This is a genomic window from Bordetella genomosp. 6, assembly GCF_002119705.1.
GTDB lineage: Bacteria > Pseudomonadota > Gammaproteobacteria > Burkholderiales > Burkholderiaceae_B > Bordetella > Bordetella bronchiseptica_F.
On record NZ_CP021107.1, the window covers coordinates 32,074 to 47,102 of the forward strand.

9 protein-coding genes are annotated in these 15,029 nt (G+C 68.4%); 2 read left to right on the forward strand and 7 right to left on the reverse strand.

What is annotated here, in order from left to right:
• Positions 1–26: 26 nt before the first annotated feature.
• On the reverse strand, positions 27–2,642 hold the full coding sequence (locus CAL11_RS00150) for a DNA topoisomerase III (protein ID WP_068927581.1): 2,616 nt from the start codon (positions 2,640–2,642) through the stop codon (positions 27–29).
• A 63-nt stretch (positions 2,643–2,705) separates the two neighbouring features.
• On the opposite strand from CAL11_RS00150, the gene CAL11_RS00155 reads away from it, so the two are divergent.
• Positions 2,706–5,330, forward strand: coding sequence for a GDYXXLXY domain-containing protein (locus tag CAL11_RS00155; protein WP_086091787.1), 2,625 nt, complete (start codon positions 2,706–2,708; stop codon positions 5,328–5,330).
• Here the strand turns inward: CAL11_RS00155 and gluQRS are convergent.
• The 5 genes from gluQRS to CAL11_RS00180 form a co-directional block, all read right to left on the reverse strand.
• Entirely contained in the window at positions 5,317–6,276 is a 960-nt protein-coding gene (gene gluQRS / locus CAL11_RS00160) for a tRNA glutamyl-Q(34) synthetase GluQRS (RefSeq protein ID WP_033466979.1), read from the reverse strand. The two genes, CAL11_RS00155 and gluQRS, sit on opposite strands and share 14 nt — an antisense overlap.
• A 16-nt stretch (positions 6,277–6,292) precedes the next feature.
• Positions 6,293–6,751, reverse strand: coding sequence for a DUF494 family protein (locus tag CAL11_RS00165; protein WP_033466977.1), 459 nt, complete (start codon positions 6,749–6,751; stop codon positions 6,293–6,295).
• Positions 6,752–7,028: 277 nt separating this feature from the next.
• Positions 7,029–9,272, reverse strand: a complete 2,244-nt coding sequence (locus CAL11_RS00170) for a TonB-dependent hemoglobin/transferrin/lactoferrin family receptor (RefSeq protein ID WP_086091788.1) — start codon at positions 9,270–9,272, stop codon at positions 7,029–7,031.
• 196 nt (positions 9,273–9,468) lie between these two features.
• Positions 9,469–11,493 (reverse strand): TRAP transporter permease, encoded by a 2,025-nt coding sequence (locus CAL11_RS00175; RefSeq protein WP_033466973.1) that lies wholly within the window; start codon positions 11,491–11,493, stop codon positions 9,469–9,471.
• 122 nt (positions 11,494–11,615) lie between these two features.
• Complete coding sequence (locus CAL11_RS00180) at positions 11,616–12,578, reverse strand: TAXI family TRAP transporter solute-binding subunit (protein WP_033466971.1); 963 nt, start codon at positions 12,576–12,578, stop codon at positions 11,616–11,618.
• 331 nt (positions 12,579–12,909) lie between these two features.
• Between CAL11_RS00180 and CAL11_RS00185 the strand changes: the two genes are divergently transcribed.
• Positions 12,910–13,923, forward strand: a complete 1,014-nt coding sequence (locus CAL11_RS00185) for a DSD1 family PLP-dependent enzyme (RefSeq protein ID WP_347876367.1) — start codon at positions 12,910–12,912, stop codon at positions 13,921–13,923.
• Between the two features lie 22 nt (positions 13,924–13,945).
• On the opposite strand, the gene CAL11_RS00190 is transcribed toward CAL11_RS00185, so the two are convergent.
• The gene (locus CAL11_RS00190; protein WP_086091790.1) at positions 13,946–14,911 is read right to left on the reverse strand and encodes a Bug family tripartite tricarboxylate transporter substrate binding protein; all 966 of its coding nucleotides are present in this window, start codon (positions 14,909–14,911) and stop codon (positions 13,946–13,948) included.
• Positions 14,912–15,029: the final 118 nt, after the last annotated feature.

Genomic DNA, 15,029 nt, shown 5'->3' on the forward strand with positions numbered 1-15,029 from the left:
GTGCGCGATGACGCAGGGCCGTGCGTTCAGCCGGCCGATTTCTTGGCGGCCTTCTTGGCGGCCGCCTTCCTGGGAGCGGCTTTCTTGACGGCCTTCTTGGCCGCGGTCTTGGCTGGCGCCTTGGCCGCCGTCTTGGTGGCGGTCTTGGTGGCCGCCTTCTTGGCCGCCGCGCCGGGGCGGCCAGGCTTGTCGCCGCGCGGCTCGAACTCGAAGCCGACCTTGCCGTCGGGCTGGCGCACCAGGTAGGCCTTGAACTTGCGGTTGGTCCGGCTGGAGACGAAGCCGTCGAGCAAGTCGGTGCGGCCGGCGGTCAGCAGCTTTTCCATCTGCTCGCGCGAGATCTCCTGTTGCAGGATCACCTTGCCCGAGCGGAAGTCGCAGCTTTTCTGCGGGCCGACCGATTTCTCGCATACATAGCTCATGCCGTGCTCGAACACGCGTGCGCCACATTTCGGGCAGGCGCCCACGGGCGTGTGGCCGGAGAAGTCGACGGCTTCGTTGTCTTCCTCGTCGTTCTGGCCGAAATCGAACTCCAGCTTGTACTCGCCGCTGATGCGCAGGATGGCGGCGAACGGGCGGCCCATCTTGCTGATGAACCCCTGCAGCGGGCCGATCTCGCGCTTGGCCAGCAACTCTTCGACCTCGGGCAGTTCGAAGGTGCGTCCGCCCGGATGCTTGCCGATCGAGAAATCGCACTGGGTGCAGGCGAAGCGGCGATAGTTTTCCTTGACCACGCCGCCGCACTTGGGACAAGGCGTTTGCAGCGTGGCGTAGTCGCCCGGCACGGTGTCGCGTTCGTACTCCTTGGCGCGCTTGACGATGACCTGGGTCATCTGGGCAATCTCGCGCATGAAGGCGGCGCGGTCCAGCGCGCCCTGCTCGATCTGCTTGAGCTTGTGTTCCCACTCGCCGGTGAGTTCGGGCGAGGTGAGCTCGGAGACGTCCAGCCCCGAAAGCAGCGTCATCAGTTGACGCGCCTTGGCGGTGGGCACCAGGTCGCGCCCCTCGCGGCGCAGGTACGCCTCGTTGAGCAGGCCTTCGATGATGGCCGCGCGGGTGGCCGGCGTCCCCAGGCCGCGCTCGGACATGGCCTCGCGCAGTTCCTCGTCGTCGACCAGCTTGCCGGCGCCTTCCATCGCCGACAGCAGCGTGGCTTCGTTGTAGCGCGCTGGCGGCTTGGTTGCCAGGCCGACCGCTTCGACGTCCTCGGTGCGCACGGTCTCGCCATCGGCCACCGGCACCAGATTGGCGTCCTCGCCCTGGGCTTCCTTGCCGTAGACGGCCAGCCAGCCGGGCGTGACCAGCACCTTGCCCTCGGTCTTGAAGCGGTGGCCCTGCACTTCGGTCAGGCGCGTGGTGACGCGGTACTCGGCGGCCGGGAAGAACACCGCCAGGAAGCGCTTGAGCACCAGGTCGTACAGCTTGCCTTCGGCCTCGCTCAGGTCGCGCGGCACCTGCAGCGTGGGGATGATGGCGAAGTGATCGGACACCTTCTTGTTGTCGAAGATGCGCCGGTTGGGCTTGACCCAGTTTTGCGCCAGGACCTTACCGGCATGGCGCGACAGGGCGCCGACGGCGTTAGAGTCGCCTTGCGCCAGGACCTGCATGGTCTCGCGCACCGTGTTGATGTAGTCCTCGGGCAGATAGCGCGAATCGGTACGCGGGTAGGTCAGCGCCTTGTGCCGCTCGTACAGCGTCTGCGCCAGCGCCAGGGTGGTCTTGGCCGAGAAGCCGAAGCGGCCGTTGGCCTCGCGCTGCAGCGAGGTGAGGTCGTACAGGGCCGGCGACATCTGGGTCGAGGGCTTGGACTCCTCGGTGACGCTGCCGTTCTGGGCGCGGCAGGCCGCCACCACGCTTTGCGCGGCGGCCAGCGACCACAGGCGCGACTCGCGCTTTTCCGGATCGCGCTCGTCTTTCCTGAATTCGGGATCGATCCAGCGGCCTTCGTACAGGCCGGCGGCCGCCACGAAGGTGGCGTGCACTTCCCAGTAGTCGCGCGAGACGAACGCACGGATGCGGTTTTCGCGTTCATTGACGATGGCCAGCGTGGGCGTCTGCACCCGGCCGACCGGCGTCTTGAAAAAACCGCCGTCCTTGCTGTTGAAGGCGGTCATGGCGCGCGTGCCGTTGATCCCTACCAGCCAGTCGGCCTCGGCGCGCGAACGCGCGGCGGCCTCCAGCGGCTTGAGCTGTTCGTCGTCGCGCAGGTTGGCGAACGCGTCGCGGATCGCCTGCTGCGTCATCGATTGCAGCCACAGGCGCTGGATCGGCTTTTTCACGCCGGCGAACTGGACGATGTAGCGGAAGATCAGTTCGCCTTCGCGCCCGGCGTCGCAGGCGTTGATGATGGCGTCGACGTCCTTGCGCTTGGCCAGCCGTACCAGCAGCTTGAGCCGCTCGGCCGATTTCTTGTCGGTCGGTCCCAGTTCGAAGGCGGGAGGGATCACCGGCAGGTGCGTGAAGCTCCATTTGCCCTTGACCGGGTCGTTGGGCGCCACCAGACTGAGCAAATGTCCGATACTGGAAGCCAGCACGTAACGATCGCTTTCAAAATAGTCGCCCTCGCGCGCAAAGCCTCCCAGGGCGCGTGATATATCCAGGGCCACCGAGGGTTTCTCGGCAATAATCAACGTTTTGTTCATGTGTATCCAGTGGCGGCAGTCCCGCCGCAGTTAGCGCGGATGATAAGAGCGGAGAATCGGGGCATGCAAGTCGAGACTCACCAACAGGCGGGTTCGGAGCTGTACGCATGGCGTCAGTTCCTGGGGCGCGCGTCCCTGTGGCTGGGGGTCGTGCTGCTGGGCAGCGCGGTGGTTTGCTGGGTGGCGGCCAACTGGCCGGCCATGACCAAGATCCAGCGATTCGCGGGCGCGCAGGGCTTGCTGGCGCTGTCGGCCGTGATCGCCGCCTGGGCGGCCTGGCGCCTGCGCGAGGCCTCCGGGGTACGCCGCCATGGCGTCGGCGCGCTGCTGGTGCTGGCAGGCCTGTTCCTGGGGGCGTTGCTGGCCTTGCTGGGCCAAACTTACCAGACTGGCGCGGATACCTGGGAATTGTTCGCCTGGTGGGCGCTGTTGTTGCTGCCATGGGCGCTGGCCGGCGCCAGCCAGGCGCTCTGGCTGCTTTGGGCGCTGATCCTCAATGTTGCCGTCGCGCTTTGGCTAGGTGAGCGCTTACTATCATGGTGGTGGTCGCTAGCCGGGGCGGGATTCCCCGCGCTGGTGCTGGCGGCGCTGAACCTGGCCATGCTGGCCTGCTGGGAATGGGTGGCGCATCACCGCCATGTCAGCACGCGGGTCGGCCCGCGCGTCCTGGCGCTGCTGGCCCAGGGCGTGCTGGTGGCGGCCCTGTTGTTCGATTTCGGCACCCTGGCCGACCTGGTCTCGACGACCGGGATCGCCTGGATCGCCATGACCGTGGGCATGGGTTTCTATTATCAGCAGGTGCGGCGCGACCTGGTCATCCTCGCCTTGCTGGCGGCGGCCATGATCTGCGTGTCGCTGCGGGTGGTCGGCGCCTGGCTGCTGGAACTGGAGCCGGGCGTCTGGGCGGCGCTGCCGCTGGCCGGGCTGCTGATGGCCGAGGCGGTCTGGGCGGTGCGCTGGCTGCGCCGGCTCGGCGAGCAGTCCACCCGGGCCGCGGTCGACGCCGAGCCCGCGGGCGCCTCGGCCGGCAACGCGCTGGACCCGGCCGAAGCCGGCGCTCCGGTGCTGGAGCTGGCGCCGCAGGACACCCGCGGCGGCGTCGAGATACCCTGGTATGTGCATGGCCTGCTGGGACTGAGCGCCTGGCTGGCCACCTGGCTGCTGCTGCTGTTCGTGGCGGTGTCGGGCATCGTCGCCAGCAAGGAAGGGGCCCTGGTGGCCGGCCTGGGCCTGTGCATCGTGGCGGTGGCGGTGCTGCGCGCCGACTCGGGGCCGTTCTGGCGCCAGTGCGCCACGGCAATGGGCTTCGCGGGCCAGATCCTGGTAATGGTGGGGCTCTGGGACAGCGCCTCGTTCGCCAGCGCGTGCTTCTTCATTCTCGCCCTGGGCGCGGTGGTCTATGCCCTCACGCCGGATCTGCTGCTGCGCTTTCTGAGCGGCTGGATGATCGCCCTGGCCGGTGCCGGGCTGATCTGGCGCGGCCTCACCCCTGGCATGGGCGACAAGCAACTGCTGGGCCTGCTGCTGGAGTTCGACGCGCTGCGCGCCGCGTTCGTATGGCTGCCCGTGGCCGTGGTCGGCGCCTGGGGCGCGGCGGTGGCGTTCAGCCTGGGCCACCGCTGGTCGCGCAGCCGGCCGCAACAGCTCGACCCGCTGGGCTGGGCGCTGGCGCTGGCGGTGCAGTCGATGGTGTGGCTGGCCGGAGGCGTGACGGTGACGCAGTTGCGGGCCCTGTGGGCGCTGCACCCCTCCACCGCCGTGCTGACGGTAGCTGGCGCCATGCTGCCGGTGGCGGTTGCGCTGTCGGTGCTCTGGCCGCGCCGCCGCCAGCTTACCGCCAGCATGCTCTGGGGCGTGCCGCTGGCCTTGCTGGCGCTGGCGCTGTTCTGGCTGCCCAGTCCGGGCGTGGCGTTCGCGCTGGCCTGGCTGCTGCTGGGCTTCGGCCTGCACAAGCCGCGGCTGACCATGCTGGGCGTGATCAGTCTGCTGGCGTACCTGATGATCTACTACTATCAGCTGCAGATCCCGCTGCTGGACAAGGCGCTGTGGCTGGCCGGCGGCGCCCTGCTGCTGTTCCTGTGCCGGCTGCTGGTGTGGCTGGTGCCGCAATGGATGCGCACCACCGCCCAGGCGGCGCGCGCGCCCATGGGGCCGCCGTCGCGCGCCCTGCGCTGGCGGGTGGCGCTGGTGCTGGCCGGGCTGGCCGTGACGCTGGCCGTCGTCAACGGCAACATCTGGCAGCGCGAAGCCTTGCTGGCCAAGGGCCGGGTGGCGATCCTGGAACTGGCTCCGGTCGATCCGCGTTCGCTCATGCAGGGCGATTACATGGCGCTGCGGTTTGCCGCGGGCGAGGATATCGAACGCTGGCGCAACGACAGGCCGGCAGACGGGCAGGACGACGATGCCGCCTTCGCCCACATCGATGGCTACGTGGTGCTGGCTCCCGACGAGCGTGGCGTGGCGCGTCCGCTGCGCATCCAGGAGCGCGCCGCGCCGCGCGACGGCAACGAGATCGTGCTGCGCTACCGCCTGCGCGCCAACGGCGTGCGCCTGGTGACCAACGCCTATTTCTTTCCGGAAGGCGAGCAGCAGCGCTACCAGCGCGCGCGCTATGGCGAGATGCGCGTGGACGACGGCGGTACCGGCCTGCTGGTGCGCATGCTGGGCGAGGACCTCAATCCGCTTTAGGGCCGGCCGGCGCGGCGGCCTGGCGCATGCCGAAACGCCGCGCCCATTGCGCGGCGGCCGCCTGCAGGAACGCCTCGGGAGAGGCCGCGGCCAGGGGCGCGAAGCCCAGGGCGCCCCAGGCCTGTTGCAGCATGCGCAGCGGCTGGCCGCAATCGAGCGCCGGCGCGCCATTCTGCTTGGATAGCTTGAGGCCCGTGGCCGGGTCGACGATCAGGGGCACATGCATGACGCGCGGCGGGGCCAGGCCCAGCAATCGTCCCAGCACACGCTGGCGTGCGGTCGAGCCCAGCAGGTCGGCGCCGCGCACCACGTCGGTGACGCCCTGGTCGGCGTCGTCCACCACCACCGCCAATTGGTAGGCCCACAGGCCGTCGGCGCGACGCAGGGCGAAATCGCCCACCGCGGCCGCCACGTCCTGTTGCTGCGGCCCAAGCCAGCGATCGACGAAGGTCTCGACGCCGGGCGGCACGCGTACCCGCCAGGCGCGCGCCTGGCGGCCCGCGGGCAGGCCCTCGCGGCACGTGCCCGGATACGGACGCTCGCCATCGACGCCGGCGGTGCCGCGCAGCGCCGAGTCGGCGATCTCGCGCCGCGTGCAGCCGCAGCCGTAGATCAGGCCGCGCGCGGCCAGGGCGTCGAATGCCTGCTGGTAAGCCGCGCCGCGCCGCGACTGCCACATGATCTCGCCGTCCCAATGCAGGTGCAGGGCTCGCAGCTGGTCCATGATGAGTCCGGCCGCGCCAGGCACGGTGCGTGGCGTGTCGACGTCCTCGATGCGCAGGCGCCACAGGCCACGATGGGCGCGGGCGTCCAGCCAGCTGGCCAGCGCCGCGACGAGCGAGCCGGCATGCAGCGGCCCGCTGGGGCTGGGAGCGAAGCGGCCGATGTAATTCACGCGGTTCGGGAAATGAGTGCGATGGCGCGCCAGCCCGGGCCGGCGCGCCAAGTCTGGCGCGGCCGCATCAATGCAGCCGGCGGGTGCCTTCGTCGTCGAGCAATTCTTCGAGCACCAGGTTGTCGATCTCGGCTTCCTGGCTCCAGAGCACCATCAGGGCGATGATCTTGATCTTGGACAGGGAGATCGGCGTTTCGGGCGAGGCCAGTGCGCGGTCGATGACGATTTCGCGCAGCGGCGCCGGCAGTACGCCGGCCGACTCGAGGAAGGTGATGAAGCCGATCGACTCGGTACCCAATTGCTGGTACTCGGCGTCGGTGTAGATACGGATCCCGGTGGCGGGCGCGTGGGCGAGCTCGACGCAGCGTTCGGTGGTTTCGGCCAGGCCATACAGCCAGCCCAGCGCGTCGTCGATGTCTTCATGCTCGAAGCCGGCGGCGGCGAGCCGCTTTGCCAGCACGTCGGCCGCAGGACAGGCTTGCGGCGTGTAGTAATTCTCGAACAGATAAACCAGGATATCGAACATATGGCGCTTCAAGGTGCCCGTTGCACAGTCGGCCCGCAAATCGGCAGACCAGCAAACGTGATTTTACTTTACGCTGAATTGTCACCCTGGGCAACTCGCCGCCCGTACGACACCTTAAGGACGAGTTGCGGTGCATTTCGCCGCCGTACGCGCCAGACGGCTGCAAGTTGGCCGCAACTGCGCGCGGCGTCGCAAAAGGGGACAGTGCGCTGCGCGCGGTCTTCACGTTTTCACTGATGTTGCGCGAGGGGCACGCCGCGAGTGGCGCGCGGCGCCCCTAGAAGCGCTGGGCGATGCTCAGCTTGATGTTGCGGCCGGTGCCCGACACCGATTCGCCCAGGTAGGGGCGATAGGGCCGGTTGAAGATGTTGTCGGCGGCCAGGCGCACATCCAGGCCCTTGACATGCCGGGGTTGCCAGCTGGCGAACAGGCCGTGCAGCGCGTAGCCGGCGGCCTTGGGCAAGGCCCAGTAGCCGGCCAGCGGGTCGTCGTCGGTCGGCGAGCGATCCTGGCGGCGCACGAATTCGCCGCGCCATCCCAGGACCAGGTCCTGGCGCGGCAGTTTCACGCCCAGCATCGCGCGCGCCGAAACGGGCGGGATTTCGGCGATCCAGGTACGCGGGCCCCACGGGTCGCGCGGCGAGGCGTCGCGGTGCCCGCGCATGGCGGAGAACGACAGGCTGGCGAACATCGCCGGGCTGTCATAGTAGGTTTCCAGCTCCAGCCCCTCGATGGTGTAGCCGGGCAGGTTGCGGTAGTTGGACAGGGGCTTGGGGCAGTCCGAGGCGGCGCCGCCCTCGGCTTGCCCGCGGCACGCCACGCCGCGGCGTTGGAAGATCTCGTGCTTGCCGCGATTGCGAAACAGCGTGGCCCGCAATTGCACGCTGTCGCCGCGCGCCGCGACGTTGTTGAAATCCAGCATGGCGCCGGCGCGCAGGCCCACGATGCGCTCGGGTCGCAGCGCCCGGCTGCTGCCCGAGACATTGGCCTGCGCGTACTGCACTTCGTACTGTTCGTCGATGACGGGGGCGCGCCAGGTGCGGCTGGCGTCGGCGAACAGCGCCACGCCTCGCGCCGCCTTCCAGACCACGCCCAGGTGCGGGGTCCAGCCCGCGTACGAGACGCGGCGGTAGTCGTGCCCGGCCGCGGGGGCGGGGTTGTTGTAGCGGGGCGCGTCGTTCGGCCTGCCGGTATTGGCGACATGGTCGTACCGCGCGCCGGGCGTGACGGTAAGGCTGCCGACGGTGATGGCGTCCTGCAGGTACAGGCTGCGTACGGTCTGGGTGCCCGCGGGCATGTAGTGCGGCTGGAAGTAGCCGTGGTTGTAGTCGGGCTTGCCGCGGCCGGGCGGGTAGTACATGAGCGTGTCGCGGCGATGCCGATGCCAGCGCAGGCCCGCCAGCAGGACATGCTCGGCCGCGCCCAGGGCAATGCGGCTTTCGTTGCTGAGGTCGAGCCGGTCGTCGCGGTAGTCGACCCAGCTCTTGTTGCCCAGCGTGCCGAGAAAGGCCGACTGCGACGCCCGGGGCGAGCGCCGGTCGCGTTGCCGGGTGTCCGAGCGGGCGTAGGCCAGCGTGAGGTTCACCCAGGGATGGGCCGATGGGGCGATGTTCCATTTCGCGCTGTAGTTCTGGTCCAGCTGGTCGCGATGGACCAGCTTGCGCCGCCATGCCTCGGTCAGGCCGTAGCGGTCGATATCGGCCTGCGAAGGCGCGGGCAGATCGTCGCGCTTGGCCGCGAAGGGTTGCCATCCCGCCGCATCCGAACGCATGGCCGACAGGGTGATGGTCTGGGCGTCGTCCAGATAGAGGTTGACCTTGGCGAGCAGCGAGCGCTGGTTGTTGCGCGAGTACGCGAAGCGGGTGCCGTCCGGACGGCGCAGGTCGCCGCCGTCGCGGCGGTTGGCATACAGCAGGCCGTCGGCTCCGGCGCCGCGGGTACGGCCGTACAGCGCCACGCTGTAGATGTTCTGGCCGTCGTTCGAGTGGCGGCCGTACTTGGCCAGGGCGCCGAAGCGGGCGCCCGGCGACAACAGGTCGGCCGCATCCTTGGTGTCGATCTTGACGGTGCCGCCGAAGCCGCCATTGCCGTCGACCAGGTTGTGCGGCCCCTTGTCGACCTCGATGCGCCGGATCAGTTCAGGTTCGATGAAGACCGAGCCCTGGCGGTACTTCTCGAAACCCTTGGGCGCGCCGTCGAGGACGATTTTCACGTCTTCGGTATCGCCCATGCCCCAGATGTTCAGGCTTTGCCCGCCGGGGCGCGGCGAACCGGCCATCGAGATGCCCGGCAGCCGATCGACCAGGGAGGCGAAGTTGTCGGCCTGGGCGCGCTCGATGTCCGGCAGGCGCAGCACGGACCGGGCCGCCGCGACGCTGTCGCCGATGACCTCTTGCGCGGGCAGGGTGACGATGGTTTGCGCCGGCAAGGGCGCGTCGTTGGCGTTGGCAGGGCAACCGAGTGAAAGGCCGGCAAGCGCGAGCAGTGCGCGCCAGGGCGTGGCGGGAAGCGGGGACGGCATGACAAGAATCGCTGGCAGGTTGAAACCCGATCGATTCTAGGTATGCATGAGAATAATTCTTAGTACACAGGCCCGCTATGTGGCGCCGTACGGTCCGCGTTTGCGGCAGGAAAGCGCGTGGCCGTGCCCGGAACACGCAACCCACCTTGCGGTGGGTTGCGTGTTCCGTCGGCGTCCGGGCGGACGCGGTCCGGGGTCAGGCCGCCTTGGCGCCGTTTTCCAGCTTGAGCTGCGTCAGCTGGCGCAGGAATACCGGAACGCAGATGGCCAGGCCGACCAGTCCGCTGGTCACGCCGGGCATGATGGTCAGCAAGGCACCCAGCGTGCACAGCCAGCGCTCCCAGCTTTTCATTTCGACCAGCATGTAGCGTGAGAAAGCGGCCGACAACAGCACCAGGCCGATCATGCAGCCCACCAGGGTGGTGAAGAAGTCGTACCAGGTGAAGCCCTGCACCGAGATCAGCAGCGATGGCGAGAACACGAACACGAACGGCACGATCAGCTTGGTGATGCCCAGGCGGAATGCGGTATTGCCGGTCTTGAACGGATCGCTGCCCGCCATGCCCGCTGCCGCGTAGGCCGCCAGCGCTACGGGGGGGGTGATGTCGGCCAGGATGCCGAAATAGAACACGAAGAAGTGCGCCGCGATCGGTTGCACGCCCAGTTGCACCAGCGTGGGGGCGGCCACCGCCACCATGATGATGTAGTTGGCCGTGGTGGGAATGCCGCAGCCCATCAGGATGCACACGATGCCGGTCATGACCAGCGCGGCGATCAGCGTCAGGGTCTGTGTGTTGGCGACCACGTCGGGGATGATCGTGCCGACGCCGCCCGCGATGGCCTGGGCGGCCGAGATCACGATGTACGAGATCTTGAAGCCCACGCCGGTCAGCGTGACCACGCCGATCACCAGGCCCACCGTGCCCGCTGCCGCGCCCACCGCCAGCGCGTACTTGGCGCCGGTCTCGAAGGCTTCGTAGAGGTCGCGCAGGCGCAGCCGCTGCATGGGGTTGAGCAGGCCCACCACGATGCAGCCCGTGATGCCGGCGAACGCCGCCAGGTAAGGCGTGCGGCCGCTGGCCAGCACGCCGATCAGCATGATCAGGGGCAGCAGCGTCGGCCAGCGCTTCTTGAACGAAGCCTTCAGGGCTGGCATTTCTTCCTCGGTCAGGCCGCGCAGGCCCTCGCGCTTGGCTTCGAAATGCACCTGCATGAACATGCCGAAGAAGTACAGGAAGGCCGGGAAGATGCCTGCGATGGCGATCTGCTGGTACGGGATGCCCAGGAATTCGATCATCAGGAAGGCGGCCGCGCCCATGATGGGCGGCGTGATCTGCCCGCCCGTGCTGGAGGCCGCCTCCACGCCGGCGGCGAAATGGCGCGGATAGCCGATGCGGATCATCGCGGGGATGGTGAGCGAGCCGACCGTCACCGCGTTGGCCACCGACGAGCCCGACAGCATGCCGAACATGGCCGAGCCGAACACCGAGACCTTGGCCGGGCCGCCCGCGTAGCGGCCGGCAATGGTGGAGGCCACGTCCAGGAACAGCTGGCCCAGGCCGATGCGGGTGGCCAGCACGCCGAACAGCACGAAGTGGAATACGTAGGTCGCCACCACGCCCACCGCCACGCCATAGATGCCCTGGCTGGTGAGGTACATGTGGTTGACGATCTGCGGCCAGTTGTTGCCGGCGTGCTGCAGCAGGCCCGGGAAGTAGGGGCCGAAGGCCGCGTAGGCCAGGAACACCATGGCGATGATGGGCAGGGGCCAGCCCATGGCGCGGCGCGTGCCTTCGAGCAGGCCGACGATCAGGATGGTGCCCATGGCCACGTCCATCGGCAGCGGATTGCCGACGCGGAATGCCAGGTCTTCGAAGATGTACGGGATGTACAGGACGCTGAGCGCCAGCACGATGGCGATGGCCCAGTCGTACAGCGGCACGCCGCCCGGGCACAGCAGCGTCGATTTCGGCTCGCGCTGGTAGTGGGCCTTGCTGAAGCCGAACACCAGGAAGATGAGGCTGAGCACGAAGGCCAGGTGCACGCCGCGGTGCGTGGCTTCGCGCAGCAGGCCGAAACCGGCCGTGTAGTAGTGGAAGATGGACAGCGTGACCAGCAGGATCGATACGATCCAGGTGGCTGTTTTATCCAGCGGCCGGAAACGGATTTCCGAATCGTACTTTTCCGTTAGCTGCTGGGTCTTATCGTGATCAATTTGCATAAGCTGCAACTTCTATAGGGTATTGCGCGACCAGGGCTGCCCTGAGGCAGCCCTGGTGGAAAGGCAGCGCGATGGCGCATTGGAGCGGGGACGCGCGATGCAGGCATGGCGCGTCCAGCCCATTACTTCAGCAGGCCGACTTCTTTGTAGTACTTCTCGGCGCCCGCGTGGAAGGGAATCCCGGCGCCCTTGACGGCGTTTTCCTTGGTGATCAGCTTGCCCTTGGCATGGCCGTTGTCCAGCGTCTTGCGGGTGGCGTCGCTGTACAGCGCCTTGACGATGTCATAGACGGTCTGCTCGGGCAGCTTGGCCGAGGTGACCAGTTGCGCGTTGACCGAGATGGTCTTGACCTCGCCCACGTTCTGGTAGGTGTTGGCGGCGATGGTGTCGGGCGTGAAGAATTCCTGCTGGCTGCGCAGCTTGTCGATTTCCGGGCCGACGATGGGCACCAGCTCGATGCCGGCGCCGCTGGAGGCCAGTTCGGAAATCGCGCCGGCCGGCGCGCCGCCCACGAAGAAGAACGCGTCCAGGCCGCCATCCTTCAGCTTGTCGCCGGCCTGGTTGGGTTTGAGGTATTCGGCCTTGATGTCCTTGTCGGTCATGCCGAAGGCGCCGAGGATCAGGCGCACGTCGACCAGGGTGCCCGAGCCTGGCTCGTCCATCGAGACGCGCTTGCCGCGCAGGTCGGCCACCGTCTTGATGCCGGCGCCCTTGCGCGCCACCAGGTGGATGCTTTCGGGATACAGCGTGGCGATCAGGCGCAGGTCCTGGGCCTTGGGCTTGCCTTCGAAGGTGCCGGTGCCGCTGTAGGCCCAATAGGCCACGTCGGATTGCGTGAAGCCCGCTTCGAGCGAACCGCCCAGGATGCCGTTGATGTTGGCGACCGAACCGTTGGATGCGACGGCGGTGGCGATCAGCTTGCCGGGCTGGGAGATCGAGTTGGCGATCATGCCGCCGACGGGATAGTACGTGCCGGCGGTGCCGCCGGTGCCGATACGGAAGAACTGTTGCGCGTTGGCCGAGGTAGCGGCGCCGGCGACAGCCAAGGCGAGGGTCAGGGTTTTGATCCAGCTTTTCATAGACATGAGGGCTTCTCCAGTGAAAAAGGGCGAGCCTTGCGGTACAACCCTTTATAGGTTCGGGATTTTGTCATGCACAAAAGCGTTCGCCAATGTCCGGGAGGGTATCGTTTACCTGGGGGTAAACCCGGCCTCGGGTTATGGCTACCCCTGCCCAGGTTATGACCTGCCGTGCGCGGCGCGGCTATCGAAACGAAGACGACTAAGGAAATTCGCTGTGAATGCTTCCCTGGTTCCTACACTGCCGCCGGCTGCCCGCGCGGGGCAGGCCCTGCGCGATGTCGATACGCCCAGCCTGGCGCTGGATCTCGCGGCGTTCGAGCGCAACCTGCGCGCCATGCAGGATTGGGCCGAGCGCCATGGCGTGGCGCTGCGGCCCCACGCCAAGGCGCACAAGTGCCCGGAGGTGGCCCTGCGCCAGCTTGCGCTGGGCGCGCGCGGCATCTGCTGCCAGAAGGTGAGCGAGGCGCTGCCGTTCGTCGCGGCCGGCGTGCGCGATATCCACATCAGCAACGAAGTGGTCGGCCCCGCCAAGCTGGCCTTGCTGGGCGAACTGGCGCGCCGGGCCGACATCAGCGTATGCGTGGACCATCCCGGCAACCTGGATGCGCTGGCGCAGGCCATGGAGCGCGCGCAGGCGCGGGTGACGGTGCTGGTCGAGGTGGACGTGGGCCAGGGGCGCTGCGGCGTGACCGACCCGCAGACGGTGCTGGCGCTGGCGCGGCGCGCCGATGCGGCGGCAGGCTTGCGCTTTGGCGGCCTGCAGGCATATCACGGCTCGGTGCAGCACATGCGTACGCAGGCCGAGCGCGCGGCGGTCTGCGCCGAGGTGGCGCGCGCCGCGGCGGCGCATGCCGACGCCCTGCGCGCCGCCGGCCTGGCGTGCCCGACGATCACGGGCTCGGGCACGGGCAGCGCGCAATTCGATGCCGCCAGCGGCGTATTCACGGAGTTGCAGGCAGGCTCGTACCCGTTCATGGACGCCGACTATGGCGACAACGAATGGGCCGAGACGCTGCGCTTCGAGCAGAGCCTGTATTTATTGAGCACGGTGATGAGCACGCCGGCCGCCGGCCGCGTGGTGCTCGACGCGGGGCTGAAGTCCAGCACCGCGGAATGCGGCCCGCCGCGGGTGGCGGGCCGTGCCGGCCTGACTTACCTGGCCGCCAACGATGAGCACGGCGTGGCGCGGGTCGAGCCCGGCGCGCCGGCGCCCGCGCTGGGCGAAATGGTGCGGCTGGTGCCGTCGCACGTGGATCCGACCTTCAACCTGCACGACAGCCTGGTGGTGTTTCGCGACGATGTCGTGGTCGATCTCTGGCCGGTTGCCGCGCGCGGCCTGAGCCGCTAGGGACAGGCCGCGCCGCGTCCGGTCAGTCGACCTGCGCGCCCGAGCGACGTACCGCGTCGCCCCATTTCCGCACTTCGGCGGCGATGAACTGGCTGGTCGCCTGCGGCGTGGTGGGCATGGGCTCGGCGCCGCGCTCGCGCAGGAACCTGGCGAGTTCGGCGCTGCCCAGCGCCTGGCCGATATGGCGGCTGAGCAGTTCGGTGACGGCTGGCGGCGTGCCCGCCGGGGCCAGCACGGCCGCCCAGCCGATCGCCTCGAAACCCGGATAGCCCGATTCGGCCACCGTAGGCACGTCGGGCAGCTGCGCCAGCCGGCTGGCGGTGGTGACCGCCAGCGGCACGGCCTTGCCGGTCTTGATGTGCGGCAGGCCGGCGGTGACCGAATCCACCATCAGCGGCACCTGGTGGCCCAGGAAATCGGCTTGCGCCGGGCCGCTGCCCTTGTATGGGATATGGCGGATGTCGATATCCGCGGCGGCCTTGAACATCTCGGCCGACAGGTGCTGCGTGCCGCCGATGCCGGCGCTGGCATAGGCCAGCTCGCCGGGATGCGCGCGGGCCTGGGTCACCAGTTTCTGCAGGCTGTCGATGCCCGAGGCGGGCGTGGCCAGGAACACCAGCGGCACCGAGAACACGCCCGAGACCGGCGCGAAGTCCTTGGTGAGGCTGTAGTTGATGTTCTTGTACAGCGTCTGGTTGACCGCGGCGGCGCTGCCGGCAACGACCAGGGTGTAGCCATCCGGGGCGGCGCGCGCGGCCTCGCCCATGCCGATATTGCTGCCGGCGCCGGCGCGGTTTTCGACCACGATGGGTTGTTTGAGGTCGGCGCCCAGTTTCTCGGCCAGCGCGCGGGCGAAGATGTCGGTGGCCTGGCCGGGCGGGAACGGCACCAGCATGCGGATCGGACGCTCGGGATAGTCGGCGTGGGCGGCGAAGCTGGCGGCGGCCAGGGCAAGACCGGCGCACAGGCCGGCGAAAACGCGATTCATGTTGACTGCTCGAAAGACGGTTGAACGGGGCGGACGCAAGGATCGGAGCCCGCCGGCCGGCATGCGGAGGGGCCTTTTGGGCCGGCCCGCAGCCGAGGAAGGGGATGCCGTCACGATA

Excerpts from the sequence above, each read along its gene's own strand:
- CAL11_RS00150 (WP_068927581.1), bottom strand. The coding sequence starts at position 2,642 with ATGAACAAAACGTTGATTATTGCCGAGAAACCCTCGGTGGCCCTGGAT.
- CAL11_RS00155 (WP_086091787.1), top strand. The coding sequence starts at position 2,706 with ATGCAAGTCGAGACTCACCAACAGGCGGGTTCGGAGCTGTACGCATGG.
- CAL11_RS00165 (WP_033466977.1), bottom strand. The coding sequence starts at position 6,751 with ATGTTCGATATCCTGGTTTATCTGTTCGAGAATTACTACACGCCGCAA.
- CAL11_RS00170 (WP_086091788.1), bottom strand. The coding sequence starts at position 9,272 with ATGCCGTCCCCGCTTCCCGCCACGCCCTGGCGCGCACTGCTCGCGCTT.
- CAL11_RS00175 (WP_033466973.1), bottom strand. The coding sequence starts at position 11,493 with ATGCAAATTGATCACGATAAGACCCAGCAGCTAACGGAAAAGTACGAT.
- CAL11_RS00180 (WP_033466971.1), bottom strand. The coding sequence starts at position 12,578 with ATGTCTATGAAAAGCTGGATCAAAACCCTGACCCTCGCCTTGGCTGTC.
- CAL11_RS00185 (WP_347876367.1), top strand. The coding sequence starts at position 12,910 with ATGCAGGATTGGGCCGAGCGCCATGGCGTGGCGCTGCGGCCCCACGCC.
- CAL11_RS00190 (WP_086091790.1), bottom strand. The coding sequence starts at position 14,911 with ATGAATCGCGTTTTCGCCGGCCTGTGCGCCGGTCTTGCCCTGGCCGCC.